The organism is Geodermatophilus sp. SYSU D01176, assembly GCF_054050015.1.
The window spans coordinates 1-26,709 of record NZ_JBJGYN010000057.1 but is presented as its reverse complement, the minus strand read 5'-3'; the positions used below and the strand labels follow the sequence as shown (position 1 = coordinate 26,709).

The window sequence follows — 26,709 nt, the reverse complement described above, 5'->3', positions numbered from 1 at the left end:
AAGGCCGACCCGCAGTGCCAGACGCCCCCCGCCCCCCCCCCCCCCCCCCCCCCCCCCCCCCCCCCCCCCCCCCCCCCCCCCCCCCCCCCCCCCCGGCCGCCCCGAGGTCGTCAGGAGCGGCCGGAGATCCTGCGGCGTCCTACACGTCGATGCCGGTGAGGACGAGCACGCGCTCCTCAGTGAGGTCCTCCATCGCGGCGTGCACGCCCTCGCGGCCGGTGCCGGAGTCCTTCACCCCGCCGTAGGGCATCTGGTCGGCGCGGAAGCTCGGCACGTCGCCGACCACCACACCCCCGACCTCGAGCACCTGCGCGGCGCGGAAGGCCACCTGCAGGTCGCGGGTGAAGACGCCGGCCTGCAGCCCGAACCGGCTGTCGTTGACCCGCGCGAACGCCTCGTCGACCGAGTCCACGGTGTCCAGGACGACGACCGGGCCGAAGACCTCCTCGCAGGACACCTTCGCGTCGGCCGGGACGTCGGTGAGCACGGTGGGCGCGTAGGAGGCGCCGTCCCGGGTGCCGCCGGTGAGGACGCGCGCGCCCGCGGCCACCGCCTCGTCGACCCAGCTCTCCACCCGCCGGGCGGCCTGCTCGTCGATCAGCGGGCCGACGTCGGTGGCGTCGTCGGTCGGGTCGCCGGTGACCAGCTTGCCCACGGCCTCGACGACCCGGTCGGTCAGCGCGTCGGCGACGGCGCGGTGGGCGAACACCCGCTGCACCGAGATGCAGGACTGCCCGGCCTGGTACATCGCGAACGTCGCGATGCGGGAGGCCGCCCGGTCCAGCGCCGCGTCGTCCTGGTCGGGGGCGACGATCGCCGCCGCGTTGCCACCGAGCTCGAGGGTGACGTGCTTGCGGGGCGCCGACTCGCGGATCGACCAGCCGACCGGCACCGACCCGGTGAAGGAGACGACCGGCAGCCGCGGGTCCTGCACCAGCGCTGCCGCGACCTCGTTCGGCACCGGCAGCACCGACCAGGCGCCGGCCGGCAGGTCGGTCTCGGCGAGGATCTCGCCGAGCAGCAGCGCGGTCAGCGGCGTGGCGGGCGCGGGCTTGAGCACGATCGGCGCCCCCGCGGCGATCGCGGGCGCGACCTTGTGGGCCACCAGGTTGAGCGGGAAGTTGAACGGCGCGATGCCCAGCACCGGGCCGCGCGGGACGCGCCGCACCAGCGCCATCCGCCCGGTCGCGGCCGGGTCGGTGTCCAGCCGCTGCAGGCTGCCCGACCAGCGCCGCGCCTCCTCCGCGCCCCAGCGGAACGTCGACACCGCCCGGGCGACCTCCAGGCGGGCCCACTTGAGCGGCTTGCCCGACTCGGCGGTGATGAGCGCGGCGACCTCCTCGCTGCGCTCGGCCAGCCGCCGGGACACGTGGTCGAGGGCGGCGGCCCGGGCGTGGGCGGGCAGCGCGGCGCAGGCGGCGCGGGCGGAGTGCGCGGCCGACACCGCGGCCTCGACGTCCTCGGCGGTGGCGTTCGTCGTCCGGCCGGCCTCGGCGCCGTCGAACGGCGAGCGCACGGACACGACGTCGGTGCCGGTCCGGGGCTCCCCGGCGACCCAGTAGGGGCTGGTCATGCGTCCTCCTCGGGACGTGGGCGGTGTCGACGCCGAATCTGCGAGATCCGACGCCTCCCGGACCAGTGCCGGTCCGTCCACCCGGAGGGGCGCCCGCGCACCGACCTGGCACGCCACCGTCGCCGGATCAGCCGGCGGCGCGGCGCTCCCGGGGCAGCCAGGCGAACGGGTCGCCGTCCCCCGGCAGGTGCTCGAGGGCGGTCCAGCCGGTGTAGCCGGCGTCCTCGAGCCGGCGCAGGTGCCGCGGGAGGTCGAGCTCTCCGGTACCCGGCGCGCCCCGCCCGGGGGCGTCGGCGACCTGCACGTGCGCGACCCGGGGGCCGTGGACGGCGACCGCCCGGTCGAGGTCCTCGCCGTTGACCGCGAGGTGGTAGAGGTCGAGCAGCAGGCCCAGCGCGCGCACCCCGGTCTCCGCGGCCACCCGGTCGACGACGGCCAGCGCCTCCTCCGCCCGTCGCAGCGGGTACCGGGGCGCCCCGCTGAGCGGCTCGAGGAGCACCGTGCCGCCGATCCCCGCCGCCGCCCGCCCGGCGAGGGCCAGGTGCTCGACGGCGAGCGCGTCCTGCGCGGCGGGGGCGACGCCGTCGGCCCGGTTGCCGTACAGCGCGTTGAACAGCCGCACGCCCAGCCGCTCCCCGATGCCGACCGTGGCGGCGACCGCGTCGCGCCACTCCGCCTCCCGGCCGGGCAGCGACACCAGCCCGCGCTCGCCGTCGGCCATGGCCCCGGCCGGGAAGTTGAGCGCGACCAGCCGCACCCCGGCGTCCTCGACCGACCGGGCGAACGCCTCCACCTCCCGGTCGGCGGGCGTCGTCGCGTCGAAGGGCCACCACGACTCGACCGCGGTGAACCCGGCGTCCCGGGCGGCCTGCGGCCGGCGCTCGAGCGGCAGGTCGCCGAAGAGGAGGGAGGTGTTGACGGCGAAGCGCACCCGGGTCCCCTCAGCCCCGCCCGAGGTACGGCATGCCGGTGGCCAACATCGTGGTGAACGGGACGCTGACCTCCAGCGGCAGCCGCGCCATCTGCACCACCGCGTCGGCGACGTGCGCCGGGTCGAAGGTGGGCTCGGGCCGGACGGACCCGTCGGCCTGGCGGGACCCGTGCGCGATCCCGGCGGTCATCTCGGTGGCGGCGTTGCCGATGTCGATCTGCCCGCAGACGATCCGGTGCGCTCGGCCGTCCAGCGCGATCGCCTTGGTCAGGCCGGTGACGGCGTGCTTGGTGGCGGTGTAGGCGACGCTCCCCGGCCGCGGCACGTGCGCGGAGATCGAGCCGTTGTTGACGATCCGCCCGCCGGACGGGTCCTGCGCCTTCATCAGCCGGACGGCGGCGCGGGCGCAGAGGAAGACGCCGGTCACGTTGACCTCCAGGGTCGCCCGCCAGTCGACGACCGCGACCTCGTCCACCTCGCCGGCCGGACCGAAGGTGCCGGCGTTGTTGACCAGCAGGTCGAGCCGGCCCCAGGTGTCCCGGACGGCACCGAACGCCGCGTCCACCTGCTGCTCGTCCGCGACGTCGGTGGGCAGCACCAGGACGCCGTCCCCCGCCGCGGCCGTCTCCTCCAGCGCGGGACGGGTGCGACCCAGCAGCGCCACGGCCCAGCCGTCGGCCAGCAGCGCCCGGGCGATGGCGCGGCCGAGTCCGGAGCCGGCTCCGGTCACCACCGCGGTGCGGCGCTCGGGAGTCACGACCCGCACCGCACGGCGGCACCGGCTGCGGGAGCAGGGCTGGAGAGGTCGTCCACGGGCCCATCGTGGTCCGCGACGCGCACCGGGACCACTCGCGCCGCACGGCGGGGTGCCCGAGTCTTGGTCATTTGACCAAGACCGTGGCAGGATGGGTCCGCCGGCCGGTTGCCGGCGTCCCTGCCACCCCGTCCCGAGGAATCCCGTGACCCCGCTCCGTCGCTGGTCCGCCCTGGTGGTCCTGGCGCTGCCGGTCCTGCTCATCAGCATCGACATGACGGTGCTCGGTTTCGCCGTCCCCGCCCTGACCGCCGACCTGGGCCCCACGTCGACCGAGCTGCTGTGGATCGTCGACATCTACTCCTTCCTGCTCGCCGGCCTGCTCGTGCTCATGGGGAACCTCGGCGACCGCATCGGGCGCCGCCGGCTGCTCATGGCCGGCGCGGTCGCCTTCGGGGCCGCCTCGGTGGTCGCCGCCTTCTCCACCACTCCCGGGGTGCTCATCGCCGCCCGGGCGCTGCTCGGCCTCGGCGGGGCGACGCTGATGCCCTCGACCCTGGCGCTGCTGCGCTCGGTGTTCCCCGACGACCGCGAGCGACGCCTGGCCATCGCCGCGTGGGCGGCCGCGTTCTCGGGCGGCGCGGCGCTCGGTCCGATCGTCGGCGGGTTCCTGCTCGAGCACTTCTGGTGGGGCTCGGTGTTCCTGGTGAACACCCCGGTCATGGTCCTGCTGCTGGTCGGTGCCCTGGCGCTGCTCCCCGAGTCCCGCAACCCGCGGCCGGGCCCGTTCGACCTGCTGTCCGCCGTCCTGTCGATCGCCGGCGTCCTGCCCGTCGTCTACGCGCTCAAGACGGCCGCCGCCGAGGGCGTGCACGCGCCGGCGGTGGCGGCGCTGGCGGTCGGCCTGGGCCTGCTGTGGGTCTTCGTCCGCAGGCAGCGCCGCCTGGCCGAGCCGCTGCTGGACCTGCGGCTGTTCCGGCACCGGGCCTTCTCCGTCGCGGTGACGACGAACCTGCTGACGGTGTTCGCCCTGCTGGGGTTGATGTTCTTCCTGCCCCAGTACCTGATGCTCGTGCTGGGCATGAGCCCGCTGGTCGCCGGCCTGTGGATGGCGCCGCTCGCGGGAGCGACGATCGGCGGGTCGCTGGCCGCCCCCTGGCTGGCCCGCCACCTGCACCTGCGCTGGGTCATCGGCGGGGGGACGGCGCTGGCCGCGGCCGGCCTGGCTGTCGGCACGGTGCTCGGGGTGGACGGCGACCGGGTGGTGCTCGTCGTGGCCAGCGTGCTGATCGGCGCGGGCGTCGGGGCGGCCGAGGCGCTGACCAATGACGTCATCCTCGCCACGGCACCCCCCGAGCGGGCCGGCGCGGCGGCCTCGGTCTCCGAGACCGCCTACGAGTTCGGCGGTGCCATGGGGACGGCGGTGCTGGGCACCGTCGGGCTGTCGGTGTACGCCGCACGCCTGGATGGGGTCGCCGGCGTTCCCGCCCAGGCCGTCGAGGAGGCCCGCGAGACCCTGGGCGGCGCGGCCGAGGTCGCCGCAGGCCTGCCGCCGGAGGTCGCGGCGTCCTTCCTGGCCGAGGCCGGGCGGGCCTTCGTCGCGGGCATGGACGTCGTCCTGGTCGTCGCGGCCCTGGTCGCCGCGTCCGTGGCGGCGCAGGCCGTCCTCCTCCTGCGCGGCACCGCGGGGGCCGGCGCGCCGTCGGCGCCCGCCGCGCCCCCGGCCGCGGTGCGGGAGACCATGTCGCGGTGACGGCCGGGAAGCGCCCCCACCTGCCCGTCGAGCAGCGCCGGGCCCAGCTCGTGGCGGCCGCCATGCGGGTGATGCAGCGGGAGGGGGCCTGGTCGCTGACCACCCGGGCGGTCGCACGCGAGGCCGGCGTCCCGCTGGGCGCCGTGCACTACGCGTTCGGCTCCAAGTCCGAGCTGGTGCGCGCGGTCTTCCAGGCCGACCGCGAGCGGGCCACGGCGCTGCTCAGGCGCGCGGTGGAGGCGGGGGGCACCCCCGCCGAGGTCCTCACCCGCGCCCTGGTGGGCTACGTCGACAGCGTCATCGCCGCCCCCGGCGCGGAGATGGTGCTCCAGGAGCTCACCATGATGGGCGGCCGGGACGACGAGCTGCGGGCCGCGGCGAAGGAGGCCACCGAGCAGTACCGCTCCGACGTCCTCGACCTGCTGCACCGGGTGGCCGAGGCGTCCGGCGGCACGTGGTCCGGGGACGTCGACGTGCTGGCGGAGTCGCTGCTCGGCCTGCTCTTCGGGGCGTCGGTGAACTGGCTGTGCACCGGGGACGACGCCCTCTTCCGCCGGTGCGCCACCGACGCCGCGCACACCCTCGCCGCCCGCCTGGTCAACGCCCCTGGGCCGGCCGGCACCTGAGGGGACGCGCACCGGCGCGGCCCGCCTCCCGAGGGAGACGGGCCGCGCCGGTGAGGGGCTGGAACGGCGGCCTTTCAGGGGCCCACGCCGAGCCCTGCGAGGGCCTGGAACGGCCCCTCTGCAGGGTCCCGCCGCGAGCCTGCGAGTGGCGGGGGCAGAGGCGTCCTCAATGGATGTGCGAGCCGCCGTTGACGTCGTAGGTGGCGCCGGTGATGTACCCGGTCTCCTCGCGGCACAGGTAGGTGATGAGGTCGGCGACGTCGTTCACCCGGCCGTTGCGGCCCACCGGGATCCCGGCGACCAGCTGTGCCTTGCGCTCCCCCTCCAGGGCGCCGCCGGTGATGTCGGTGTCGATGAGCCCGGGGGCGACGGCGTTCACGGTGATCCCGCGCGGCCCCAGCTCGCGGGCCAGGGCGCGGGTGAAGCCGAGCTCGGCGGCCTTCGCCGCGGAGTAGGCCACCCCGCCGAACACCCCGCCGCCCCGCTCGGCCGAGACCGAGGAGAGGAAGACGATGCGGCCGAAGCCGCGCTCGGCCATGCCGGCCGCGAGCGGCTGGGTCACGTTGAACGCGCCGCGCACGTTGACGGCGAAGATGCGGTCCCACTCCTCGCCGCCGACCTCCAGGAAGGGGGTCGGCGAGGTGATGCCGGCGTTGTTCACCAGGGCGCCGACGGGAGGCAGCGCGCCGTCGAGGACGGCGAGCGCGGCCGCCACCGAGGCCTCGTCGGTGATGTCGCAGCCGACGCCGACCGCCTGCACGCGGTTGCGCTCGGCCACCTCGTGGGCGGCGTCCTTGGCGCTGGCCTCGTCGAGGTCGAGGATCGCGACGTTCCAGCCGGCGGCGGCGAGGGTGTGGGCGGTGGCGCGGCCGATGCCGCGCTTGGAGCCGGCGCCGGTGATGACGACGGTCTTGTCGGAGACGGACATGGGGGTTCCTCCAGGGGTCAGGCGGTGGCGGGGGTGGGGTCGGCGGGAGCTGCTGCGACGTGCGGGGAAGCCTGCGGGCGGCGCCCGGCGTCCCCGCCGAGCTCGGCCCGGACCCGCGCGACGACGGCGTCGGTGGACAGTCCGTAGCGGTCGTGCAGGGTGGGCAGGGCGCCGGCGGCGAGGAACTCGTCGGGCAGGGCGATGGGCACCACGCGGGTGCCCACCCCGGCGAAGGCCAGGGTCGAGGCGACCGACTCGGCGAGGCCGCCGACGACGGTGTGGTTCTCCAGCGTGACCACCAGCCGGTCGGTGCGCGCGGCCCGCAGGATGGCCTCGGTGTCCAGCGGCTTGATGGTCGGCACGTGCAGGACGGCGACGTCCACGTGGTCGGCCTCGAGCCGGGCCGCGGCCTGCAGCGCTCGCATGGTCATCAGCCCGGTGGAGATGAGGACGACGTCCCGGCCGGTGCGCAGCTCGGCGGCCTTGCCCAGCTCGAACCGGTAGTCGTACTCATCCAGCACGGTCGGCACCGCGCCCCGCAGCAGGCGGAGGTAGGTGGGGCCGGGTGCGTCGGCCAGCGCCGGCACGGCCTGCTCGATGTCGACCGAGTCGCACGGGTCGACGATGGTCAGGTTCGGGCAGCCGCGGAGGATCGCCAGGTCCTCGGTGGCCTGGTGGCTGGGCCCGTACCCGGTGGTCAGCCCGGGCAGGGCGCCGACGACGTTGACGTTCAGGTTCGGCTCGGCGATGTCCAGGCAGAGGAAGTCGTACGCCCGCCGCGTGGCGAACACCGAGTAGGTGGAGGCGAAGGGCACCAGGCCGACCTCCGCCAGCCCGGCCGCCGTCCCCAGCAACGACTGCTCGGCCATGCCCATCTGGAAGAAGCGGTCTGGATGGGCGTCGCGGAACACGTGCATGTCGGTGTACTTGGCGAGGTCCGCCGACAGCCCGACGATCTCGGGCCGCTGCTCGGCCAGCCGGTTGAGCGCGTGCCCGAACGGGGCGCTGGCGGTGCGCTGACCGGGGTCGGCGAACGAGGCGATCATCGCCGAGGTGGTGAGCCTCTTCTTCGGCGTGGTGCTGGTCATCGGGTCATCCCCTCCTGCAGCTGGTCGCGGGCGAGCTGCCACTCGTGCTCCTCCACCCGCATGAAGTGGGCCTTCTCCCGGCCCTCGAGCAGCGGCACCCCGCAGCCGATGCGGGTGTCGCAGATCAGCACCCCGGGCGAGCCCCGGTGCGCCCGCAGCTCGTCGAAGGCGTCGACGAGCGCGGCGACGTCGTTGCCGTCCACCCGCAGGGCGTGCCAGCCGAAGGCCCGCCACTTGTCGGTCACCGGCTCGGTGCGCAGCACGCCGGCCGTGGGGCCGTCGGCCTGCAGCGCGTTGACGTCGACGATCGCGGTGACGTTGTCCAAGCCGTGGTGAGCGCAGGCCAGCGCCGCCTCCCAGGTCGAGCCCTCGTCCAGCTCGCCGTCGGAGAGCAGGTTGACCACCCGCGCCGGATTGCCGAGCCGGCGCAGCCCGAGCGCCATCCCGGTGGCCACGGGCAGCCCGTGGCCCAGGGAACCGCCGGAGATCTCCACACCGGGGGTGTAGGAGGCCATCGCCGACATCGGCAGCCGGGAGTCGTCCGAGCCGTAGGTCTCCAGCTCGTCGGCCGGGATGGTGCCGGCCTCGGCCAGCGCCGCGTAGAGGGCGATGGCGTAGTGGCCGATGGAGAGCAGGAACCGGTCCCGGTCGGGCCAGTGCGGGTCCTCGGGGCGGTACCGGAGCTGGTCGGCGTAGACCACCGCCAGGACGTCGGCCACGCCGAGCGCCTGCCCGATGTAGCCCTGCCCCTGCACCTCCCCCATGTCGAGGGCGTTGCGGCGGATGCGGTAGGCAGCCTGGCGGATACGCTCGATCCGCTCCGCCCGGTCGCCGGTGGCCGGTGTGGCCTGCGGCGTGCTCAGCGAGGTCATGGTCGTTCCTCCTCGGGGTCAGTCGGTGGCCGAGTCGGCCGTCGGCCGGTGCTCGGACGTCCGGGTGCGGGGGGTGGGGACGGCGGCCTCGGCGGCGAGGGCGCGCTCGAGCACCGCGACCTCTTCCCGCTCGACGCGACCCCAGGTCTCACGGGTCACCAGCGCGGCGACCAGGCCCAGCAGGCCGTAGGCGCTGAACAGCAGCGCCGGGCCGATCCAGCCGTAGCCGGCGTAGAGCGCGGTGGTGATCAGCGGCGTGAACCCGGAGACGACCGCCGACATCTGGTAGGCCAGCGAGGCACCCGTGGTGCGGGTCTTGGTGGCGAACAGCTCCGAGAACCAGGCGCCCTGCACCCCGGCCAGCGAGTTCTGCAGGACCGCGTAGCTGACGACGAACGCGATGACGATCGCCACGGCGGCGCCGGTGTTGACCACGAGGAACAGCGGGATGCCCCACAGCAGGTGCAGCGCGGTGCCCAGCAGGTACACCGGGCGCCGTCCGATGCGGTCGGTGAGTGCGCCCCAGTAGGTGGTGGCGAAGATGCCGATGCCGGCGGCGATCATCGTCGCGGTGAGGGTGACCGACCGGTCGGCCAGCCCCTCGGCGGCGACGTAGGACAGCATGAACGTGACCGACACCGCGTAGCCGGCGGTCTCGGTGATCCGCAGGCAGAAGGCGCGCAGGATGTTGCGCCAGTCGTCGCGCAGGACCTCGAGGAGCGGGTTCTTCGAGAGCTCGCCCTCCTCCTTGAGCTCCTCGAACTCCGGGGACTCCTCGACCTTGAGCCGGATCACGATGCCCACGACGATCAGCACGGCCGACAGCAGGAACGGCACCCGCCACGCCCACGAGCCGCCCAGCGGGACGCTGACCAGGAAGGCGAGGTTGGCCAGCAGCAGGCCGACGGGGAACCCGGCCTGCGTGATGCCGGTGTACAGGCCCTTCTTCCGCCATGGGGCGTGCTCGAAGCACATCAGGATCGCGCCGCCCCACTCCGCGCCGAACGCGAGCCCCTGCACGACCCGGACGAGGACCAGCAGGATCCCGGCCCAGATGCCGACCTGGTCGTAGGTGGGCAGGCAGCCGATGAGCACCGTCGCGATGCCCATGAGGAGCAGGGAGCCGACGAGCACCGGCTTGCGGCCGATCTTGTCGCCGAGGTAGCCGCCGATGATCCCGCCGAGCGGGCGCACCGCGAAACCGATGCCCAGCGTGGCGAAGGACAGCAGGGTGCCCGACAGCGGGTCGTCCGCGGGGAAGAAGGCGGTGTTGAAGTACAGCGCCGCCGCGATGCCGAAGCCGATGAAGTCGTAGGTCTCGATCGTCGCGCCGACCGAGCAGCCGATGGCGACCTTCTTCTTCTCGGGCGTGCCCTCGATGGGGTGCCAGTGGGCGACCTCCTCGAGGTGTGGATCGCGGACGGGTGGGTGCCGCTCGGTCACGGTGACCTCCAGTGGGCGGGTGGGCGTCGGATCCCCGTTAGTCGTTAACTGTTAACAGTCAACTGGCGACTAGAGTGGGTGGTACTGGTCACGGTGTCAAGGGTCACGTTCCGGCGCCTGCATACGCGCAGGTCGGGACGGGAGCAGCACGGCGGCGGCGGCCCGCTCTCGGGCACCGCCGCGAGCCAGCCGGGAGGGGAGAGGACGGGCCCTCTCGAGGTCGGGACGGCGCGGTGGCCCCTGCAGCGTCCCGCCCCGAGTCTGCGAGCGGTGGGGGTGCAGGGACGGCCCCGTCTCGGGTCCCGCCCCGAGCGTGCGAGGCGTGGGCGGACGGGCGGCCCCCTGCAGGGTCCCGCCGCGAGCGTGCGAGCGGTGGGGGGCAGGGGGTCCTTTCTCAGGCGGACTCGGTGGCCTCGGCGAAGTGCTCCGCGGCGGCGGTCATGTGCTCGTCGACGACCCGCACGGCGGCCTCGACGTCGCCCCGCTCGATGGCCTCGACGATCGGGACGTGCCGGTCGCGGGCCATCATCGGCGCCTGCCAGCTCGCGCCGTTGAGGATGGCCACGCGCATCCGGCCCTCGAGCCGCTGCCAGGCCTCGACCAGCATGGAGTTGCCCGACAGCTGGCAGAGCTGCAGGTGGAAGGCCAGGTCGGCCTCCATCCGGGCGGCCGGCTCGTCCTCGTCGGAGAGTCGCTCCACGGCCGCGCGCAGGGTGGCCGCGGCGGCCTCGCGCCGGGGCGAGGCGATGACCTCGCGGACGGCCAGCCCCTCGAGGGCGGCCCGGACCCGGAACAGCTCGTGGACCTCGGCGGAGCTCAGGCTGTTGACCCGCAGCATCCCGCGGTTGCCGGCGGTGACCAGGCCCTCCTGCTGGAGGTGCCGCAGGGCCTCGCGGACGGTGCCGCGGCTGACCCCGAGCGAGCCGGCCAGTTCGACCTCACCGAGGTGGTCGCCGGGCCGGTACCGACCGGTGAGGATGGCCGCTCGGAGTGCCTCCAGGGACCGCTCCCGCAGCGTGCTGCGGTCCAGGGCAGACAGTGACTCAACGCTCACGGACCAGCCTCCTCGTCGACGGTCATGCTAGCCGCGCGGCTCCATGACTGACGACTGTCGACAGTGGCCTGCCCCGGACGGGTGTCACCGCGGCACGACGTTGCGCAGCTCCCGGCCGGCGAGCAGGGCCTCGAGGTTGGCCGCGACGAGGTCGTCGGCCCCCACCGGCCGGCCCCCGGCGGCGTGCGGGGTCAGCAGGAGGTTCGGCGCGTCCCACACCGGGGAGTCGGCCGGCAGCGGCTCGACCTCGGTGACGTCGAGCGCGGCGCCGGCGATCCGCCCCTCGGTGAGGGCCGCGACGAGCGCGGTCTCGTCGACCGTCGTCCCCCGGCCGACGTTGACGACGAGCGCGTGCCGCGGCAGCGCGGCCAGGCGGGCCGCGTCCAGCGCGTGGGTCGTGGCCTCGGTGGCGGGCAGGATCATGACCAGGACGTCGGTCTGCCCCAGCTCCGCCTCCAGCCGGTCCTCGGCGACGACGGGGAACCCGGACCGCTCCCCCGCGCTGCGCCCGACGCCGCGCACCTGGGCGCCGAGGGCCTGCAGCAGCGGCGCGAGGTTCTGCCCGATGTTGCCGAAGCCCCAGACGAGCACCCGGGCGTCGAGCAGCGTGGTCACCGCCCCGTCCGGGTGCAGCGGCTGCAGCCCGCCGAGCTCGCCGGCCCAGCGGTGCTCGGCCTGGGCGGCGATCGCGGCGGGCAGGCGGCGCAGCAGCGCGAGGACCAGGGCCAGCGCGTGCTCGGTGACCGGCCGGTCGTGCAGGCCCACGCCGGAGGTGACGAGCACGTCGTCCGGGAAGCCCGCGCCGAGCACGACGTCCGGCCCGGCCGCGAGGGTCTGGATCCACCGCAGCCGCGGCATCCGGCCGGCGACGGCGCGCAGGTCGGCGGCCGCGTTCCCCCAGACGACCAGCACCTCGGCGTCCAGGTGCTCCTCGGGCACCGGGGCGCCCGCGTCGTAGCGGACCGCCTCGACCCCCTCGGGCAGCGCGGGGTCCAGGGGGACGGAGTCGGGCAGCAGCACCTTCACGCCGTCCAGCCTGCCCCGCGGCCCGGCCCCTGTCGTGCGGGGGGCGGGGCCGCGTCGCCCTCGGCTCCGCGGGCGCTCTCCCTCAGCCCGGCCGGCCCTCTTCCAGCAGCATCGTCCGCAGGTCCCGCCCGGCGCCCGACACGTCGTGCCGACGCCGTCGACGGGCGCGTCAGTGGTGGGGGCCGTGCCGGCCGAGGGTGTCCACGGGGGTCGCGCCGGGACGGGTCCACTGCGGCACCGGGCGGCTGGTCGGGCCCCAGGTGGCGTTCCCGTCCGCGTCCGAGCGCCAGTACCAGCACGCGTGGCGCCCCTCGGGCCAGCCCTCGGGCTTGTCCTCCCACGCCTCGCCGCGGCCGTAGGGCGTCCTGTCGAGCAGGCCGAAGGACCCGGCGACCGGCTCGTTGCCGCGACCCGTCGTGGAGTAGGTGAGGAACACGCGGTGGCCATCGCGCAGGAAGCAGGTGAGGTAGCCCATCTCCCCGCCGACCGGCTCCTCCACGTCGCGCACCGAGTACCAGGGCTGGGTGTAACCCATGAACTCGACGTAGGCGGCCACCTCGTCCCACCGGCCCGTGGTAAGGACGGCGAACGAGACGCCGCGGGCGTTGAGGTAGACGGTGTCCCTCAGCTGCCAGGTCGTCATGGTGCAGCCCTCGCACTGCCCCTGGTGCGGCGCGCCGTCGTACCACATGTGCTTGTAGACGATGAGCTCGTCGCGGCCCTGGAACAGGTCCAGGAACGGGACCGGGCCGTCGGGTCCGACGACCTCGACCGTCCCGTCGAGCTCCACCATCGGCAGCCGGCGGCGGGCGGCGGCGAGAGCGTCGCCCTCGTGGGTGTGGGCCTTCTCGCGGACCAGGAGCTCGTTCCGGGCGGCCTGCCAGGTGGCCAGGTCGACGACAGGCGGGCGGCCGGGCAGCGCGGTGGTCGTGTCGTCCGGAGTGGTCGTCATGGAGTCCTCCGTGGGGTCTCGTGCCGGGCAGCGTCGTACGACGTCCTGCGACGGTCACCAGGACAGACCCGCGACCCGCCCGGAACTCATCGCGGCGGGCGCCGCGCTCGCTCAGGCAGCCGCGCGGACGGCGGACCGCTCGTCCTCCCCCGTCGATGCCGCGAGCTGCGACGTCGACTGCCAGACGCGGACGCCCGGCGCGACGGCCTACAGCCCCCCAGCGAGCCGCCGAGGGAGCCGGCCGGCTCCCGGACGGGAGGCCGGGGACGGCGGTGGCGAGGACGTCGCCCCCGTCGAGCAGGTGGAGCGCGCCGACGACGAGCCCGGCGACCGCTGTTCCGCGGCCGCGGCCCCGACCGTGGCCGCCACGTCACCACCGATCAGTTCGTCCGGGGACTGCACCGGGTCCTCGACGGGATCACCGCCGACCCGACTGCGTAGTGGCCTGCCCACCGCCCGACGGTGATGCTCGGCCCGTGCACCCACGGTCCCGGTCGGAGGTCGACGATGACGGTCCGCTACCCCGCCGCGCTGCGACCCGGTGACCGGATCGGGGTCACCTCGCCGTCCAGTGGCGTCCCGGCGGCCCTCCCGACGGAGTGGTCGTCTACCTCGACGTCGCGGAGCACGCCGCCTTCGACGTCGCCCGCGACCTGTGGCGCCTCCGGCCGGCCGGGTGGTTCGACGCCGCGACCGCCGTCCTCGTCAGCCGGTCCCAGGCGCCGGACGCACCCGGGTTCACCCAGCGGGACGCCGTCCGCAGCGCCCTGGGCGACCTCGACGTCCCGGTGGTCCTGGACGTCGACTGCGGCCACGTGCCACCGCACCTGGCGCTGGTCAACGGCGCCCGCGCCGAGCTCACCGTCGGCCCCGAGGACACCCTCGTCCAGACCCTCGTCTGACAGCGCCCGGCCGGCCGGGCGACGGCCGGCCGGGCGGTCCCGTCAGAAGGGCTGGTCCCCCGTCGCCGGGGTGCGGGCGCCGCCGAGGTGCTCGGCATAGGCCGGCAGGTCCAGCTGGCCGTTGCCGGACAGCCCCACGACCAGGACGCCGGCCTCCCCGGTGTCCGCCCGACGGCGGGCCTCCGCGATCGCGCCGGCCACGGCGTGGCAGGACTCCGGCGCCGGCACCAGGCCCTCGGTGCGGGCGAACAGCAGCCCGGCGTCGAAGGCCTCCCGCTGGTCGACCGCCTGGGCGGTGATCAGGCCCAGGTCCACGACGTGGCTGACCATCGGGGCCATGCCGTGGTAGCGCAGCCCGCCGGCGTGGATGGCCTCCGGCACGAAGTCGCGCCCGAGGGTGTGCATCTTCATCAGCGGGGTCAGCCCGGCGACGTCGCCGTGGTCGTACTCGTAGCGCCCCTGGGTCAGCGACGGGCACGCGGCCGGCTCCACCGCCACCACCCGGGTGCCGGCGCGTCCGGCCAGCGTCTCCCGCAGGAACGGGAACGACAGCCCGGCGAGGTTCGACCCGCCGCCGGCACAGCCGAAGACCACGTCGGCCGCCGTCTCGCCGAACAGCGCGAGCTGGCGCAGCGCCTCCTCGCCGATCACCGTCTGGTGCAGCAGCACGTGGTTGAGCACGCTGCCCAGGGCGTACCGCGCCTCCGGGTCCGGCGCCGCCGACTCCACGGCCTCGCTGACGGCCATCCCGAGGCTGCCGGTGGTACCGGGGAAGCGCCCGAGGAAGCCGCGGCCGGCCTCGGTCAGCCTCGACGGGCTGGCGTGGACCACGCCGCCGTAGGTCTCCATCAGCATCCGCCGGTAGGGCTTGCTGTCGTAGGAGGCGCGGACCTGCCACACCTCGCACTCCAGGCCGAACAGCGCCGCGGCGAACGACAGCGCGCTGCCCCACTGCCCCGCGCCGGTCTCGGTGGTCAGCCGCCGCACGCCCTCCGCCGCGTTGTAGTACGCCTGCGCGACGGCGGTGTTCGGCTTGTGGCTGCCGACCGGGCTGACGCCCTCGTACTTGTAGTAGATGCGCGCCGGCGTCCCCAGCGCCCGCTCGAGGCGGTGCGCCCGGTACAGCGGCGAGGGCCGCCACAGCCGGTACACCTCGCGGACCGGTTCCGGGATCGGCACGAACCGCTCCCCGGTCATCTCCTGCTCGATCAGCGCCGCCGGGAACAGCGGGGCCATGTCACCGGCCGCGAGCGGCTCCCCGGTGCCGGGGTGCAGGTGCGGCGGCATCGGCGCCGGCAGGTCGGCGGCCAGGTTGTACCAGTGCGTGGGCAGGTCCGCCTCACCCAGCACGGCCTTGGTCATCGCCGACGCGGCGGTCGGGACGTCGGTGCTCGTCACTTCTGCTCCTCCGGGGCTGCGGCCCACCGGCTGCCCGGGGAGGAACTCCTCGGACCGTCCGGTGGGGAGGGACGGTCCGAGCGCGCGTCAGCGGGCCCGGGTCGTCCTCGACGACCGGGCCCACCACTGCACGCTGCGGTTCACGCCCGCCACCATAGCGACGAGGTGCCGCCTCCGACGTCAGGAGCTCGTGAGGTCGACGAGCTGCTGGGTCGCGCGGGTCATCGCGACGTAGCGGTCGACCGCCCCCTCGATGCCGGTGCCGAACGCCTCGGGGTCGACGAGGACGACCAGGTCGAACTCGAGTCCCTTCGCGAGCTCCGGGGTCAGCGACCGGACGCGCGGCCGCTCCGGGAACGTGGGGTCGCCGATGACGCAGGCGGTCCCCTCCCCCTGGGCGTGCGCGGCGAGCCAGGTGTCGACGATCGAGCCCAGCTCCGCCACGGACCCGTGGACGACGGGGACGCCGGTGCTGCGGATGGAGACCGGCACGTTGGCGTCCGGCAGCACGGCCCGGATAACCGGCTCGGCCTCCGCCATGACCTCTGCCGGCGTCCGGTAGTTGGTGCTCAGGGAGGCCAGGGCGATCTCGTGCAGCCCGATCCGCTCGAGCCGCTCCCGCCAGGACTCGGGGAAGCCGTGCCGGGCCTGGGCGCGGTCCCCGACGACGGTGAAGCTCCGGGACGGGCAGCGGAGCAGCAGCATCTGCCACTCGGCGTCGGTCAGCTCCTGGGCCTCGTCGACGACGACGTGCGCGAACGGGCCGGCGAGCCGGTCCGGGTCGGCGACGGGCAGCGCGGCCTCGTCGACCAGGGCGTCCCGGAGGTCGGCGTGGCGCAGGCTGGTCATCAGCAGCAGCTCGGAGTCGTCGGCCGCGATCAGCTCGTCGATGACACCGGCCATGCGCTCGCGTTCGGCGGCGACGGCGGCCTCCTGCCGGCGCCTGCGGCGCGAGGCCGCCGGGTCGCCGAGCCGCTGCCGCGCCGCGTCGAGGAGCGGCAGGTCGGACACCGTCCAGGCCTGGGGGTCCGCGCGCTGCAGCGCCCGCACGTCGTCGGCGCCCAGCCAGGGGGCGCAGGTCCGCAGGTAGGCGGGGACCGACCACAGGTCCCCGACGAGGTCGGCCGCCTCCAGCAGCGGCCAGGCTCGGTCGACCGCCGCGACGAGCGCCCGGTTCCGCCGCAGCGACGTCCGCAGCTGGTCGGGCGGGGCGTCGCCGTCGTCCTTGTCGACCAGGATGGCGAGCAGCTCCTCCCAGACCCGGTCGCGCGCCTCGTTGTGCGGGGTGCCGGGATCCGGTGCCTCGAAGGCCTCGGCCCAGTCGTCGGCGCTCAGCCAGATGTCCGACCAGGGGGTCTCGACGGTCACCCCCGTCGCGGGCGGCTCCTCGTAGAAGCGGACGGCGGTCTCGATCGCCGCCACCAGGTCCGCCGACGACTTCAGGGCGGCCACGTGCGGATCGGCCTCCGTCCCCGCTCCGGCCCCCTCGGCGACGAGGTCCCGAAGGGTGCAGGTCTGCACGCCCTCCTCCCCCAGGCTGGGCAGGACGTCGGCGACGTAGGCCAGGTAGGGCGGGTGCGGACCGACGAACAGCACCCCGCCGCGGTGGTGCCCCAGGCGCGGGTCGGAGTAGAGCAGGTACGCGGTGCGGTGCAGGGCGACGACGGTCTTCCCCGTCCCCGGACCGCCGTCGACGACGAGCGCACCACGGGACCCCGCGCGGATGATCGCGTCCTGGTCGGCCTGGATGGTGCCGAGCACGTCCCGCATCCGCGGCGACCGGCTGCTGCCCAGGCTGGCGATGAAGGCGGACTGGTCGTCGAGCGCGGCGGCGCGCCCGTCGAACCCGTCCGGAGTGAAGACCTCGTCCCAGTAGTCGGTGATCCGGCCGCGGGTCCAGCGGTACCTGCGGCGGCTGACCAGCCCCATGGGGTCGGCGTGGGTGGCGCCGAAGAACGGCTCGGCCGCGGGCGAGCGCCAGTCCAGCAGCAGCCGGCGACCCGCGCCGTCGGTGAGGCCGAGCCGTCCGACGTACACGGGCCCGGAGTCGTCCGCGGGGTCCATGCGCCCGAGGCACAGGTCCAGACCGAAGCGGCGCAGGGTGCGCAGCCGGGCGGTCAGCCGGTGGATCTCCAGGTCCCGGTCGAGCGCCTCCTGGCCGGCGCCGCCGGGCGCCCTGCGCTCGGCGTCGAGGCGGCCGGACAGGTCGGCGATCGACTGCTCGAGGCTCTCCGCGACGGCCGCGAAGTGCCGCTCGTCGGTGGCGATCAGCGCCGGGTCGGCCTTGGCGGCGAGGTTGTCGGGGAGGTCGAACGCGCTGGCGGTCACGGGGGTCACGTCATCAGCTCCGATCCGAGGTCGCCGGCGACCGCTGCGAGAAGCACGGCGTCGGGCGCGGCGTGCGCCGGCGGCAGCGCACGCCCTCGCCGGCTCGCATCTCTGCAGGTCCCGGCCTCGGTCGGCGATTCTGCGGCCCACCCCGGGTCTTGCCACAAGTCCCCCGGTGCGCTATACGGTCGAAGTGGGACGGAGAGTCCGCCACCCTCCGATCCGGAGGGACGAGCCCCGCACGAGACGGTCGTGTCGGCTTCTCCCCCGTCACCTGCAGGTCCGCGGGACCTCCGACGGCGATGCCCCTGAGCCGCCGACGCAGCGACGACCACGGACCGGACGCGCCGATCGTCATGTGACTAAGGGTTGCCTCACCTCATACAACTCCGCAGCCCTGCACGCTAGCGTCCACCCGCCGGCTGCGCCGGGAGACCGTCGCCGCCGGGCTGCGCCTGGAGTCGGCCCGCGGGGAGTGCGCCCCCGGCCAGTACGAGATCGTCTTCCGGTACGACGAGGCGCTGGCCGCCGCCGATGCCGCGGCGTTCTACAAGACGGCCGCCAAGCAGATCGCCGCGCAGGAGGGCATGGCGCTGACCTTCATGCCCAAGTACGACGCCGCCGAGGGGAACTCCTGCCACCTGCACGTCAGCCTCCGCGGCCTCGACGGCACCCCCGTCCTCGCCGGCGACGGCGTGCACGGGGAGTCGGCGCTGCTGCGCCGCGTGCTCGCCGGCCAGCTCGCCTGCCTGCGGGAGCTGACGCTGCTGTTCGCCCCCACCGCCGACGCCTACAAGCGGTTGAGTCCGGGCGCGTTCGCCCCCACCTCGGTCGCGTGGAGACCGGACAACCGGCTGGCCGCCCTGCGGCTGGCCGGCTCCAGGTCCTCGCTCCGGTTCGAGCACCGCGTCCCGGGTGGGGACGCCGATCCCCACCTCGCCCTGGCCGGCGTGCTGCTGGCCGCCCGGCACGGCATCGAGCACGAGCCGGCGCTGGCCGATCCGGTGCGGGGTGCGCCCGGCCCGGGAGCGCCGACCCTGCCGACCTCCCTGATCGAGGCCGCCGACCTCCTCGACCGCAGCGAGGTCGCCCGCAAGGGCCTCGGGGACGGGATCGTCGACGCCCTCGTCGCCGCGGCCCGCGCGGAGTGGGCCGCCTACTCCCGGACCGTCACGGAGTGGGAACGGGCCCGCGGTTTCGAGCGCCGATGACCCCAGACGCAACGGGGCGGACCGACCGCCGACGCATGCGGACGCGCCGACCCGCCCGGCTACCGTCGGCCGTACTCGGTTGCTCCGCCGTTCGGGCGGCGCACCCGCGGTCGGGCCTGCCGATGGATCTGCAACCAGTGGCCTCTCAGCGTTCCCACGGTGATGCCGATGTAGCAGCGACCGGAGGTCACCTGCAGCGGCGTCATCCCCAGGGTCTCCAGCTGCGCGGTCTCCGCCGGGTCGGTGACCAGCAGTGAACGCCCGATCGTCGTGACGCTCCAGGCGCGCTCGTCGGACGCGTCGTAGGCGCCGGTCTCGAAGGCCACGACCGCGCGCCGACACCCTCTGGCGACCCGGCTGCCGAGGCCCGTCGTGACGACTATCCGTCCGTGGTCCCACGTGAAGCGGACCGGTTCGATCTGCGGCAGGGCCCGGTCGGTGAACGCGATGCGGCCGACGTCGACGCGTGTCAGCAACTGCTGGCACGTGCCTTCGTCGATCGTCTCTGCCACGGTCACACGGTCAGCCGCTCGTGTCGCCGCCGGAAGGAGAGGAGGTCGCCCGCCAGACGGCGTCCACCGACCGACGCTGCTGCCCCGGACAGGGGCGTCGACCCGGTCGTCACGATGCCGCCCCGGCAGGGATGGCGTCCTCCGGCACCGCTTCCCCACCCCTCTTCCCCGCCGCGAGCCCCCAGCTGAGTGGTGCCGCGCCGCCGGTCATCTCGCCAGGGCGGCCCGGACACCTGCCAGCGGTGTGCCCTTCGCCGGCGTGGACGAGGGGACCAGGTCCGACGCAGCGAGCATCCGCGCGGTCTCGACGAAGTCCTGCACCGGCTTCGCCTCCATGTCGTTCCGCCAGGCGATCGCCACCGCTGACGGCGAGAGTCCGCGGACCGGGAGGAAGGTCAGGCCGGGCCGGCCGTAGAAGCGCTGGGTGGAGGCCTGGGTGAAGGCGACCCCCCGCCGGCTCAGGATCGCCTCGAAGCACTTGTCGACGCTCCCGACCTCGGCTCCCAACCGGACCGCGCTCGAGGCGCGACAGTCCACGGCGAGCCAGAAGTCGCGCCAGTACTCGGGGGCGCGCCGTCCGACGAACGGCTCGTCGACGACGTCCTCCACCGCGACCCCGTCGCGCCCGGCCAGCGGCGAATCGCTCGACATCACCAGGACCCGCGGCTCGACGAACAGCGTCTCCATCGACAGCCAGCTCTGCAGCAGGACCGGTGGGCGGACGAAGGCCACGTCGACGCTACCGTTCGACAGGCCGACGTAGGGGTCGGTGAAGTCGTGCGACCGCATCTCCACCTGGATCCGGGGATGGCGGGCCTGGAACGCCGCCAGGATCTTGGGGGTCAGCTCGGCCGCGGCGTTGGCCTGGAACCCGACGATCAGACTCCCCGCACCGTGGTTGGCGGCCGCACTGCGGGTCGCGGCTGCCAGGCGCTCGGCACTGACCAGGAGACGCCTGGCCTCCTCCAGGAGGACGACCCCGGCCGGGGTGAGCTGCACGTGACGGCTGGTGCGTTCCAGCAACTGCACACCCAGGCTGTGCTCGAGCTTGCGGATCTGCACGCTCAAGGAGGGCTGGCTGATGTGCAGGCGCACCGCCGCCCGGCCGAAGTGGAGCTCCTCGGCGACCGCGACGAAGTAACGCAGCAGACGGAGTTCCGGTGCGTCCGCCACGACCTGAGGCAAGCACAGCGAGAACCCCACACCAGTTCCTGTCGCCTATCGATCGCTGCCGGACAGGTACTGGACGTGGCGCGGGCCACACCCATCTCATGGGGATCGACCGCCGTGCACGACCACCCGACGGTCAGGTCCGTTCCGCTCAGAGAGGAGCCCGACGATGACTGCGCCGACCCGCGCCGCGTCGGCCCAGGCGTGGGCAGAGTCCTTCGCCGAGGCCAGCAACACCGATCCGGAGATCCAGGCCCACGGCAAGTACTTCACCTGCTCGTACCTGCTCGATGCCACCGAGCGCAGCTACGTCGTGCAGGTGCAGTCCGGCCGGGTCACCGGTGTCGCGGTCGACCCCGGCCCGCTGGACGTGCCCTACGACTTCGCCATCCGCGCCAGCGCGGAGACCTGGCGGGGGTTCGGCGAACCCGTGCCGGCACCCATGTACCACGGGATCTGGGCCGCGAGCTTCCAGCGCGACATGCGGCTGGAGGGCAAGGTCCTCGTCCTCATGCAGAACCTGCGCTGCATCACCCGGCAGATCGAACTCCTCCGCGTCGTCGGCGCCCCGGTCTGAGGAAGGAAGGACCACCATGAGCAGGATCTCCCCGGTCACCGGCCACTACGTGACGCTGGAGGTGGACGGTCTCGAGTACAAGGTCTTCTACCTCGAGAACGGAACCGGCCAGCCGTTGGTCTGCCAGCACACCGCCGGTTGCCACAACCACCAGTGGCGCGGGCTGCTGGAGGACGACGAGATCACGGCGGACTACCGGGTCATCGCCTACGACCTCCCCCGCCACGGCAAGTCCGACCCGCCGGAGAACACCGAGTGGTGGAAGGAGGAGTACAAGCTCACCGCCGACCACTACGCCAACTTCATCGTGGCCCTCTGCGACGCGCTGGAGCTCGAGGACCCGATCTTCATGGGGTCCTCCTTCGGCGGCAACATCGCGCTGCAGCTCGCCCTGCGCCGTCCGGACCGGTTCGCCGGCGTCCTCTCGGTCGAGGGCGCGGACTACTCCCCCGGCTTCTACCTCGACTGGTGGCAGCACCCGCACGCCAACGCCGCCCAGGTCTGCGCGAGCGGCGTGTGGGACCTGATGGCGCCCCAGTCCCCCGAGGCCGACCGCTGGAAGACCTGGTTCTACTACTCGCAGGGCTCCGAGGCCTTCAAGGGCGACCTGCACTTCTACTCGGTCGACCACGACCTGCGCGGCCGGCTCGGCGACATCGACGGGGACCAGTGCCCGGTCGTGATGCTCACCGGCGAGTACGACTACCTCACCACGCCAGAGGACAGCGCCCGCACCGCCAAGGAGATCACGAACGGCTCGTTCATCAACATGCCGGAGATCGGGCACTTCCCGATGAGCGAGAACCACGCCACCTTCCGTCGCTACCTCCTCGAGGCCCTGGAGGTCCTGCAGAGCAAGAAGCAGGCCCGCGCCTGACCGCACCCGCCGGGTCGGCGGGGCGACACCCGCCGACCCGGCGAGAGCCGACCGTCTCTGCCGGCTGCGCTCATCGGATTCTCGCGGACGCCGGACGGATCGACGTCCCGGCCGACCCCGGGCCGTGATGGGCCGCATGACGGGGAGTCCGTCGGCCGACCGCCATCTGCCGCCGGCAGCAACCCGACCTTCCAGGGCGGGCAGCGCACACCGGAGGCGCACCCGCTCGATCGGGACAGTGACCTCTACGGACGACGCATGGAGATCGTCGGGTGCCACCGGCTGCACGCCACGACCGCGTTCGCAACCGTCGAGGAGGTGCTCACCGCCATGGCCGGGGACGTCGACGGCACCCGCGAACTGCTCGGGGTGACCCGGTCGGCCGGGTCGACCTCACCACTGATGACCGGACGGCCCGACCACGGTCCACCCCGGCGCACTCGCCGACGCGGTCGAGACCGAGGTGGAGGGTCTCCGGGGCGTCATGGGCGCGTCCGCTCACTTCGTCGGTCAAGGGGGGCGGCGACTCGGCCTCACCGTCGACCTGGCCGAGTACGCCGACATCGCCGAGCTCCGCCGGACCCTGGCAGACCGCGTCGTCGGCCACGCCCGACAGGCCATCGACGACCCGGACCTCCCCGTCGACATGGAGCTCCGGCCCGGCAAGGCCCGGTCCGTCCGCCGCAACGTCCGTTGACCGACGACAGCCCTGCTCGCCCTGCCGATCCACCGGGGGACGCGAGCGGGATTCGGCTCGCGGAGCCGGAGGGTTCGGCTGCCCCGCAGGCCATGGCACGCCATCCCGTCGGGATCACGCCGCAGCCAGCCGGGTCGGTAGGAGCCTGCCCAGCCGGAGCGGATCACGTCGCCGACCTCGCTGCGTGCGGCGTCCACGTCCACGGCCGGGTCGGTGACGTCCCGCTGAGTGGTGGGTGCAGTCCTCACCGTGTCGGTCAGCGATGGGGTGACCATGACGCGAACACCGCCTCGGGTCAGGTGTCCGGGGAACCGGGCCAGGCTCCTGCCCAGCGCAGCCTGCCTGAGCGTTGTCGAGGTGTGAGGTCAGTCCGGGTCACCAGAGGCCGGGCGGCCGCCGGCGAGTGCGCCGTACCAGCCGGCCGCGACATCGGTGGGCAGGCCGAGGTGGGTCTGCAGCCGCTGGAGCCCGAGCCGGATCGACTCGACATCGCGGGGAGACGGTCCCAGGGCGCCGGCCTCACCGAGCAGCGACAGCGCCTCCGCCTCGTCGCCGCGGACGATCGCGGCGCCGGCGAGGGTCGCCAGGCTCCACCACGTCCGCTCCCCGGAGCGCCGGATGGCGGCCACCGCCGTCTCGTACGCCGTCTCGGCGGCCTCGCGGTCGCCGAGGGCGAGGCTCAGCTCCCCCACGTTGCCGGCCATGTAGTACGAGTCGGTCGAGTGCTCGAGCGCGGCCTGGTAGGCGTCCCGGGCCGTACGGAGGTCGGCCTCGTCCGATGTCGCCTGCCACCGTTCCCGGTACAGGCGGCCCTTGAGACCGGCGATCTCCGGGTTCTCCCGTGCCGCCGCCGGGTCGATGGCCTCGATGCTGTTCAGCGTGCCGAGCGACTGTCCGCGGTCGCCGTCCTGGAGCTGGGCCAACGCCAGCTTGTGCAGCAGGAAGACATCCCGCGGGAACAGGCGCAGTGCCAGCTCGAACTGGACGGCGGCGTCCCGCCCGCGCTTGGCATCCAGATAGAGCTCGCCCAGCCGGCGGTGCAGCCGCACGTCCAGGGGTACGCGCTCGGCGTCACCGGTCTCGCGGCCAACGGCCAGCAGCAGTGCCCGGTGCACGTGCACCACCTCGGCATGCCGCCCGGCCCGGCGCAGGGCATCCAGCCGATCGCACCACTCCTGGACGCCGCCTTCGTCCAGAGACTGCGGACGGTCCGCCAGCGCCTCCTGGACATCCTCGAGGTAGGTCTTCACACCGAGGCCCAGCCGGACCTCGAGCGTGTCTGCCGCCGGCTTCTGCCCGCGGCGACGCCACACCGCGTGGGCGACCCGGCGCACGCCCTCCTCCGACTCCCCCAGCTCGGCCTGCAGATGGCTCAGCGGACCGGCCACGCTCTCCCTGTTGACCCGGAACAGCAGCGGCACGATCTGAGGCTGCTGCTCGAGTGCCAGCGCGATGCCGCTGACCGCACCGGATTCCCACATCAACCACGGCCGGGACAGCGATTCCGGGGTCAGGACGACCACGGCCATGTCGCAGGAGCGCAGCTTGTCGAGGATCCACCGCTGCCAGTCGGTTCCCGCCTCGATCCCGCCACCCGCGGACACGTCGGAGGAGTAGTCGACCTCGACCTCGTCGAAGACGGTCGTGATCAGGGCGTCCAGTGCCCGTGCGAGAGGTGCGTCGGTGTGCGCGTGGCTCACGAAGATCCGGATCATGTCGATCTCCCCGGGACCAGCCCGTCAGGACAATCCCCCTGCCGGCCGACGGTGACACCACGGTAGCGGCGTCTCTGCGCCAGAAGGCGGAGAGAGCACAGGGTGGGCCGGAACCACAGGTCCCCGCAGTCGCTCCGCCCGCCGATACCCTGCGCCCGGCGGCCGCCTCGGCGAGGACCAGCACAGGAGGGGCGGAACGACCGCGTCTGCGTGCAGGAGGCTGAGATGAGCGGCCGGGCAGCAGCGGGGCCGGGGATCCCACTCGAACGGGTCGACGCGGTCCCGGAGCTCCCGACGGCGCTGGACCGCCTGGGCGTATCGCGGGGCCGCCCGGTGCTCGCGCTGGTCGGTGGCGCAGCCGGGATGGACGAGGCCCGCCACGGGCTCGTGGAGGAGGTGTTTCGCTGCGCGGTCATCCCGGTAGTCGACGGCCGCGGAGGAGCCGTGGTCGACGGCGGGACCGATGCGGGGATCATGCGGGTCATCGGCCGGGTCCGGTCGGCGTGCCGGGCCGGTTTCCCTCTCGTGGGGGTGGCCGCCGAAGGAACGGTCGCCGCGCCGGGCGGTGCCCAGCCGGATGACGGGAACGCGGCAGACCTCGAGCCGCACCACACGCACGTGATCCTCGTGCCCGGGGACTCCTGGGGCGACGAGTCGCCCTGGCTCGCCGCTGTCGCCTCCGCGATCGCCGGTGGGGAGCCGTCCGCGACGCTGGTCGTCAACGGCGGCGACATCACCTACGCCGACGTCGAGCAGAGCCTGGCCGGCGGCCGGCCGGTCCTCGTCCTCGCCGGAACGGGGCGCACCGCCGATGCCGTGGCCGCGGCGGCCGCCGGTGAGACAGCCGATGCCCGCGCCGTGCGGATCGCCGCCTCCCCGCTGACCCACGTCATCGACGTGAGTGACCCCGAGCTGCTCGCGCGGACGCTGCGGGCGGCGCTGAGACGGTCATCCTCCGGCGGCCACGCGTGACCTGTTGTCGTCGCGCACCCGAAAGGGTCTCGAAGCCCCCGCCCGGTTGAACAATCGGGCCGCTGCACAGCTCAGGTACCGCAGGAGAGAAGCGCTCATCGCTGGAGGTGCGATGCGACCCCAGATGCTCGTCCGGTTCCCGAAGCTGCGCAGCCCGGCAGAGTCCTGGCCTGTCATCCCCGACGACAAGCGGGCGTCATACCCCTCACTGGCCCCGGACTTCCAGGTACTCGACCGGGAGGTGACGGGGGCGTTCGTCGAAGCGGACCTGGCCGCGCTCCGGCACCAGAACCGCTACCGACGGCAGCAGGTGGTCATCCTGCTGGGCTCGGCGGCCCTCACCGGCCTCGGCGGACTGCAGGCCCTCGTCACCGATCAGCGGTGGCCCGGCCTGCTCCTGGCAGTGCTCGGGGTCCTCCTCGCGGCGACCGGCCGGGCCAGCCGCGAGCTCGACGACCTCAAGGACTACCTGAGCGAACGGGTCAAGGCGGAACGGCTCCGCGCCCTGCACTTCCTCTTCCTGTCCCGAACCGGGCCTTACGCCGGCGCCGACCGGGAGGCCAACCTGCAGCGCGCCGTCGTCGCCATCCGATACGGCAAGGAGCCCACATGACCGATCAGGACAGGGAGTTCCAGGCCCTGTACCACGCGCTCCGGATCCAGGACCAGAAGCAGTACTACGACGACCGCCGCAAGGAGTACGAGGCGGCACACCGGCAGACCGTCGTCGTCCGCAACACACTCCTCGTCCTCGCAGCCCTCGCGAGCGTCGCCGGGCAGTTCACCGCTCCCACCGTCCGTGGCGCGCTGGCCGTCATCGCGGCCGTGCTCGGAGCCCTGGCCGTCGCCGTCACCGGGTTCGAGGCCCTGATCGGGTTCCCGCACCTGACGAAGCTGTACACCGACGCCGCCCGCAATGTCGCCGAGGCGCAGATCGACTGGACCACCCGCACGCCCGACGCAGACCTGGAACGCGACGTCGACCGCGTGGAGCAGATCTTCACCAAGGAGATCGGCCAATGGGGCCAGCTCGTCTCCGAGGCAGCGGCCGAGACCGCCAGGACCGCCGAGGGCGTGGCCGCGCCGAGCCCCGCGACCGCACCTCAGCCCGAGCCACCGGCGGGCGGCGGCCGCTGACACCATCGTGACGATCGGAGCCGCGCCGGCGCGGGCCGAACCAGTCCGCGACCAGGCTGGGATGGGCGAAGGCCAGCGGCGCGGCGTGAGTGGCGTCCACCAGGGTGGTGTGCGACGGCCCGGTGAGTAGCGGGCCCTGAACGTCGAGGCGGCCACCGCGTGATCTTCTGGGAGACCTCTCACAGTCCTTCAGGAGTTCGACGCGATGACCGC

The 26,709-nt window shown here is 74.1% G+C and carries 24 protein-coding genes and 2 pseudogenes; 11 read left to right on the top strand and 15 right to left on the bottom strand.

The window, feature by feature from the left end:
- Positions 1 to 139: 139 nt before the first annotated feature.
- The 3 genes from ACI78Z_RS21735 to ACI78Z_RS21725 all read right to left on the bottom strand — a co-directional run bounded on the left by ACI78Z_RS21735 (position 140) and on the right by ACI78Z_RS21725 (position 3,261).
- Entirely contained in the window at positions 140 to 1,573 is a 1,434-nt protein-coding gene (locus tag ACI78Z_RS21735) for an aldehyde dehydrogenase family protein (protein ID WP_457038612.1), read from the bottom strand.
- 127 nt (positions 1,574 to 1,700) lie between these two features.
- Positions 1,701 to 2,504 (bottom strand): hydroxypyruvate isomerase family protein, encoded by an 804-nt coding sequence (locus ACI78Z_RS21730; RefSeq protein WP_457038611.1) that lies wholly within the window; start codon positions 2,502 to 2,504, stop codon positions 1,701 to 1,703.
- A 10-nt stretch (positions 2,505 to 2,514) separates the two neighbouring features.
- On the bottom strand, positions 2,515 to 3,261 hold the full coding sequence (locus ACI78Z_RS21725) for an SDR family oxidoreductase (protein ID WP_457038610.1): 747 nt from the start codon (positions 3,259 to 3,261) through the stop codon (positions 2,515 to 2,517).
- Positions 3,262 to 3,463: 202 nt separating this feature from the next.
- Between ACI78Z_RS21725 and ACI78Z_RS21720 the strand changes: the two genes are divergently transcribed.
- Both ACI78Z_RS21720 and ACI78Z_RS21715 read left to right on the top strand, forming a co-directional pair.
- Positions 3,464 to 5,011, top strand: coding sequence for an MFS transporter (locus ACI78Z_RS21720; RefSeq protein WP_457038609.1), 1,548 nt, complete (start codon positions 3,464 to 3,466; stop codon positions 5,009 to 5,011).
- On the top strand, positions 5,008 to 5,637 hold the full coding sequence (locus tag ACI78Z_RS21715) for a TetR/AcrR family transcriptional regulator (protein WP_457038608.1): 630 nt from the start codon (positions 5,008 to 5,010) through the stop codon (positions 5,635 to 5,637). Before ACI78Z_RS21720 ends, ACI78Z_RS21715 begins: the two co-directional genes overlap by 4 nt.
- Before the next feature lie 166 nt (positions 5,638 to 5,803).
- Here the strand turns inward: ACI78Z_RS21715 and ACI78Z_RS21710 are convergent, their stop codons facing one another.
- The 7 genes from ACI78Z_RS21710 to ACI78Z_RS21680 form a co-directional block, all read right to left on the bottom strand.
- Positions 5,804 to 6,565 carry an SDR family NAD(P)-dependent oxidoreductase gene (locus tag ACI78Z_RS21710; RefSeq protein ID WP_457038607.1) on the bottom strand — a complete coding sequence of 254 codons (762 nt, stop codon included), beginning with the start codon at positions 6,563 to 6,565 and terminating at the stop codon, positions 5,804 to 5,806.
- 17 nt (positions 6,566 to 6,582) lie between these two features.
- Positions 6,583 to 7,653, bottom strand: a complete 1,071-nt coding sequence (locus ACI78Z_RS21705; RefSeq protein ID WP_457038606.1) for a transketolase family protein — start codon at positions 7,651 to 7,653, stop codon at positions 6,583 to 6,585.
- Positions 7,650 to 8,525: a transketolase gene (locus ACI78Z_RS21700; protein ID WP_457038605.1), complete on the bottom strand. Its 876-nt coding sequence runs from the start codon at positions 8,523 to 8,525 to the stop codon at positions 7,650 to 7,652. Before ACI78Z_RS21700 ends, ACI78Z_RS21705 begins: the two co-directional genes overlap by 4 nt.
- Positions 8,526 to 8,543: 18 nt before the next feature.
- Positions 8,544 to 9,968, bottom strand: coding sequence for an MFS transporter (locus ACI78Z_RS21695; RefSeq protein ID WP_457038604.1), 1,425 nt, complete (start codon positions 9,966 to 9,968; stop codon positions 8,544 to 8,546).
- 394 nt (positions 9,969 to 10,362) lie between these two features.
- Entirely contained in the window at positions 10,363 to 11,022 is a 660-nt protein-coding gene (locus tag ACI78Z_RS21690; protein WP_457038603.1) for a GntR family transcriptional regulator, read from the bottom strand.
- A gap of 84 nt (positions 11,023 to 11,106) precedes the next feature.
- Positions 11,107 to 12,048, bottom strand: a complete 942-nt coding sequence (locus ACI78Z_RS21685; protein WP_457038602.1) for a phosphoglycerate dehydrogenase — start codon at positions 12,046 to 12,048, stop codon at positions 11,107 to 11,109.
- Between the two features lie 169 nt (positions 12,049 to 12,217).
- On the bottom strand, positions 12,218 to 13,000 hold the full coding sequence (locus tag ACI78Z_RS21680) for a DUF899 domain-containing protein (RefSeq protein WP_457038601.1): 783 nt from the start codon (positions 12,998 to 13,000) through the stop codon (positions 12,218 to 12,220).
- A gap of 587 nt (positions 13,001 to 13,587) precedes the next feature.
- Here ACI78Z_RS21680 and ACI78Z_RS21675 point away from each other — a divergent pair.
- Positions 13,588 to 13,902, top strand: a pseudogene (locus ACI78Z_RS21675) (hypothetical protein); the annotation flags it as partial.
- 42 nt (positions 13,903 to 13,944) lie between these two features.
- Here the strand turns inward: ACI78Z_RS21675 and ACI78Z_RS21670 are convergent.
- Both ACI78Z_RS21670 and helR read right to left on the bottom strand, forming a co-directional pair.
- Positions 13,945 to 15,300, bottom strand: a complete 1,356-nt coding sequence (locus tag ACI78Z_RS21670) for a TrpB-like pyridoxal phosphate-dependent enzyme (protein WP_457038600.1) — start codon at positions 15,298 to 15,300, stop codon at positions 13,945 to 13,947.
- Positions 15,301 to 15,480: 180 nt separating this feature from the next.
- The gene (gene helR, locus ACI78Z_RS21665) at positions 15,481 to 17,628 is read right to left on the bottom strand and encodes an RNA polymerase recycling motor ATPase HelR (protein WP_457038599.1); all 2,148 of its coding nucleotides are present in this window, start codon (positions 17,626 to 17,628) and stop codon (positions 15,481 to 15,483) included.
- A 422-nt stretch (positions 17,629 to 18,050) separates the two neighbouring features.
- On the opposite strand from helR, the gene ACI78Z_RS21660 reads away from it, so the two are divergent.
- Entirely contained in the window at positions 18,051 to 18,839 is a 789-nt protein-coding gene (locus tag ACI78Z_RS21660) for a hypothetical protein (protein WP_457038613.1), read from the top strand.
- 59 nt (positions 18,840 to 18,898) lie between these two features.
- On the opposite strand, the gene ACI78Z_RS21655 is transcribed toward ACI78Z_RS21660, so the two are convergent.
- Positions 18,899 to 19,351, bottom strand: coding sequence for a pyridoxamine 5'-phosphate oxidase family protein (locus tag ACI78Z_RS21655; protein ID WP_457038598.1), 453 nt, complete (start codon positions 19,349 to 19,351; stop codon positions 18,899 to 18,901).
- 207 nt (positions 19,352 to 19,558) lie between these two features.
- On the bottom strand, positions 19,559 to 20,524 hold the full coding sequence (locus ACI78Z_RS21650; protein ID WP_457038597.1) for a LysR substrate-binding domain-containing protein: 966 nt from the start codon (positions 20,522 to 20,524) through the stop codon (positions 19,559 to 19,561).
- 166 nt (positions 20,525 to 20,690) lie between these two features.
- Here ACI78Z_RS21650 and ACI78Z_RS21645 point away from each other — a divergent pair, with 166 nt between their 5' ends.
- From ACI78Z_RS21645 to ACI78Z_RS21630, 4 genes and pseudogenes are all read left to right on the top strand, one after another.
- Positions 20,691 to 21,098 carry a hypothetical protein gene (locus tag ACI78Z_RS21645; RefSeq protein WP_457038596.1) on the top strand — a complete coding sequence of 136 codons (408 nt, stop codon included), beginning with the start codon at positions 20,691 to 20,693 and terminating at the stop codon, positions 21,096 to 21,098.
- A 16-nt stretch (positions 21,099 to 21,114) separates the two neighbouring features.
- Positions 21,115 to 21,975, top strand: coding sequence for an alpha/beta fold hydrolase (locus ACI78Z_RS21640; protein WP_457038595.1), 861 nt, complete (start codon positions 21,115 to 21,117; stop codon positions 21,973 to 21,975).
- A 57-nt stretch (positions 21,976 to 22,032) separates the two neighbouring features.
- Positions 22,033 to 22,281: pseudogene (locus tag ACI78Z_RS21635) on the top strand (riboflavin kinase); the annotation flags it as partial.
- Between the two features lie 178 nt (positions 22,282 to 22,459).
- Positions 22,460 to 22,672, top strand: a complete 213-nt coding sequence (locus tag ACI78Z_RS21630; protein ID WP_457038594.1) for a hypothetical protein — start codon at positions 22,460 to 22,462, stop codon at positions 22,670 to 22,672.
- Positions 22,673 to 23,037: 365 nt separating this feature from the next.
- Here ACI78Z_RS21630 and ACI78Z_RS21625 read toward each other — a convergent pair whose 3' ends face one another.
- Positions 23,038 to 24,387, bottom strand: coding sequence for a tetratricopeptide repeat-containing protein (locus ACI78Z_RS21625; protein WP_457038593.1), 1,350 nt, complete (start codon positions 24,385 to 24,387; stop codon positions 23,038 to 23,040).
- Between the two features lie 225 nt (positions 24,388 to 24,612).
- Here ACI78Z_RS21625 and ACI78Z_RS21620 point away from each other — a divergent pair, with 225 nt between their 5' ends.
- From ACI78Z_RS21620 to ACI78Z_RS21610, 3 genes are all read left to right on the top strand, one after another.
- On the top strand, positions 24,613 to 25,359 hold the full coding sequence (locus tag ACI78Z_RS21620; protein WP_457038592.1) for a hypothetical protein: 747 nt from the start codon (positions 24,613 to 24,615) through the stop codon (positions 25,357 to 25,359).
- A gap of 112 nt (positions 25,360 to 25,471) precedes the next feature.
- A complete protein-coding gene (locus tag ACI78Z_RS21615) occupies positions 25,472 to 25,972 on the top strand; it encodes a DUF4231 domain-containing protein (protein WP_457038591.1) in 501 nt (166 codons plus the stop codon).
- Positions 25,969 to 26,496, top strand: coding sequence for an SLATT domain-containing protein (locus ACI78Z_RS21610; RefSeq protein ID WP_457038590.1), 528 nt, complete (start codon positions 25,969 to 25,971; stop codon positions 26,494 to 26,496). The genes ACI78Z_RS21615 and ACI78Z_RS21610 overlap by 4 nt, the downstream gene beginning before the upstream one ends.
- Positions 26,497 to 26,709: the final 213 nt, after the last annotated feature.

Bases quoted from the DNA above. Each gene is read 5' to 3' on its own strand.
- ACI78Z_RS21735 (WP_457038612.1), bottom strand. From the start codon at position 1,573: ATGACCAGCCCCTACTGGGTCGCCGGGGAGCCCCGGACCGGCACCGAC.
- ACI78Z_RS21710 (WP_457038607.1), bottom strand. From the start codon at position 6,565: ATGTCCGTCTCCGACAAGACCGTCGTCATCACCGGCGCCGGCTCCAAG.
- ACI78Z_RS21705 (WP_457038606.1), bottom strand. From the start codon at position 7,653: ATGACCAGCACCACGCCGAAGAAGAGGCTCACCACCTCGGCGATGATC.
- ACI78Z_RS21700 (WP_457038605.1), bottom strand. From the start codon at position 8,525: ATGACCTCGCTGAGCACGCCGCAGGCCACACCGGCCACCGGCGACCGG.
- ACI78Z_RS21680 (WP_457038601.1), bottom strand. From the start codon at position 13,000: ATGACGACCACTCCGGACGACACGACCACCGCGCTGCCCGGCCGCCCG.
- ACI78Z_RS21645 (WP_457038596.1), top strand. From the start codon at position 20,691: ATGACTGCGCCGACCCGCGCCGCGTCGGCCCAGGCGTGGGCAGAGTCC.
- ACI78Z_RS21640 (WP_457038595.1), top strand. From the start codon at position 21,115: ATGAGCAGGATCTCCCCGGTCACCGGCCACTACGTGACGCTGGAGGTG.
- ACI78Z_RS21630 (WP_457038594.1), top strand. From the start codon at position 22,460: ATGGGCGCGTCCGCTCACTTCGTCGGTCAAGGGGGGCGGCGACTCGGC.
- ACI78Z_RS21625 (WP_457038593.1), bottom strand. From the start codon at position 24,387: ATGATCCGGATCTTCGTGAGCCACGCGCACACCGACGCACCTCTCGCA.
- ACI78Z_RS21620 (WP_457038592.1), top strand. From the start codon at position 24,613: ATGAGCGGCCGGGCAGCAGCGGGGCCGGGGATCCCACTCGAACGGGTC.
- ACI78Z_RS21615 (WP_457038591.1), top strand. From the start codon at position 25,472: ATGCGACCCCAGATGCTCGTCCGGTTCCCGAAGCTGCGCAGCCCGGCA.
- ACI78Z_RS21610 (WP_457038590.1), top strand. From the start codon at position 25,969: ATGACCGATCAGGACAGGGAGTTCCAGGCCCTGTACCACGCGCTCCGG.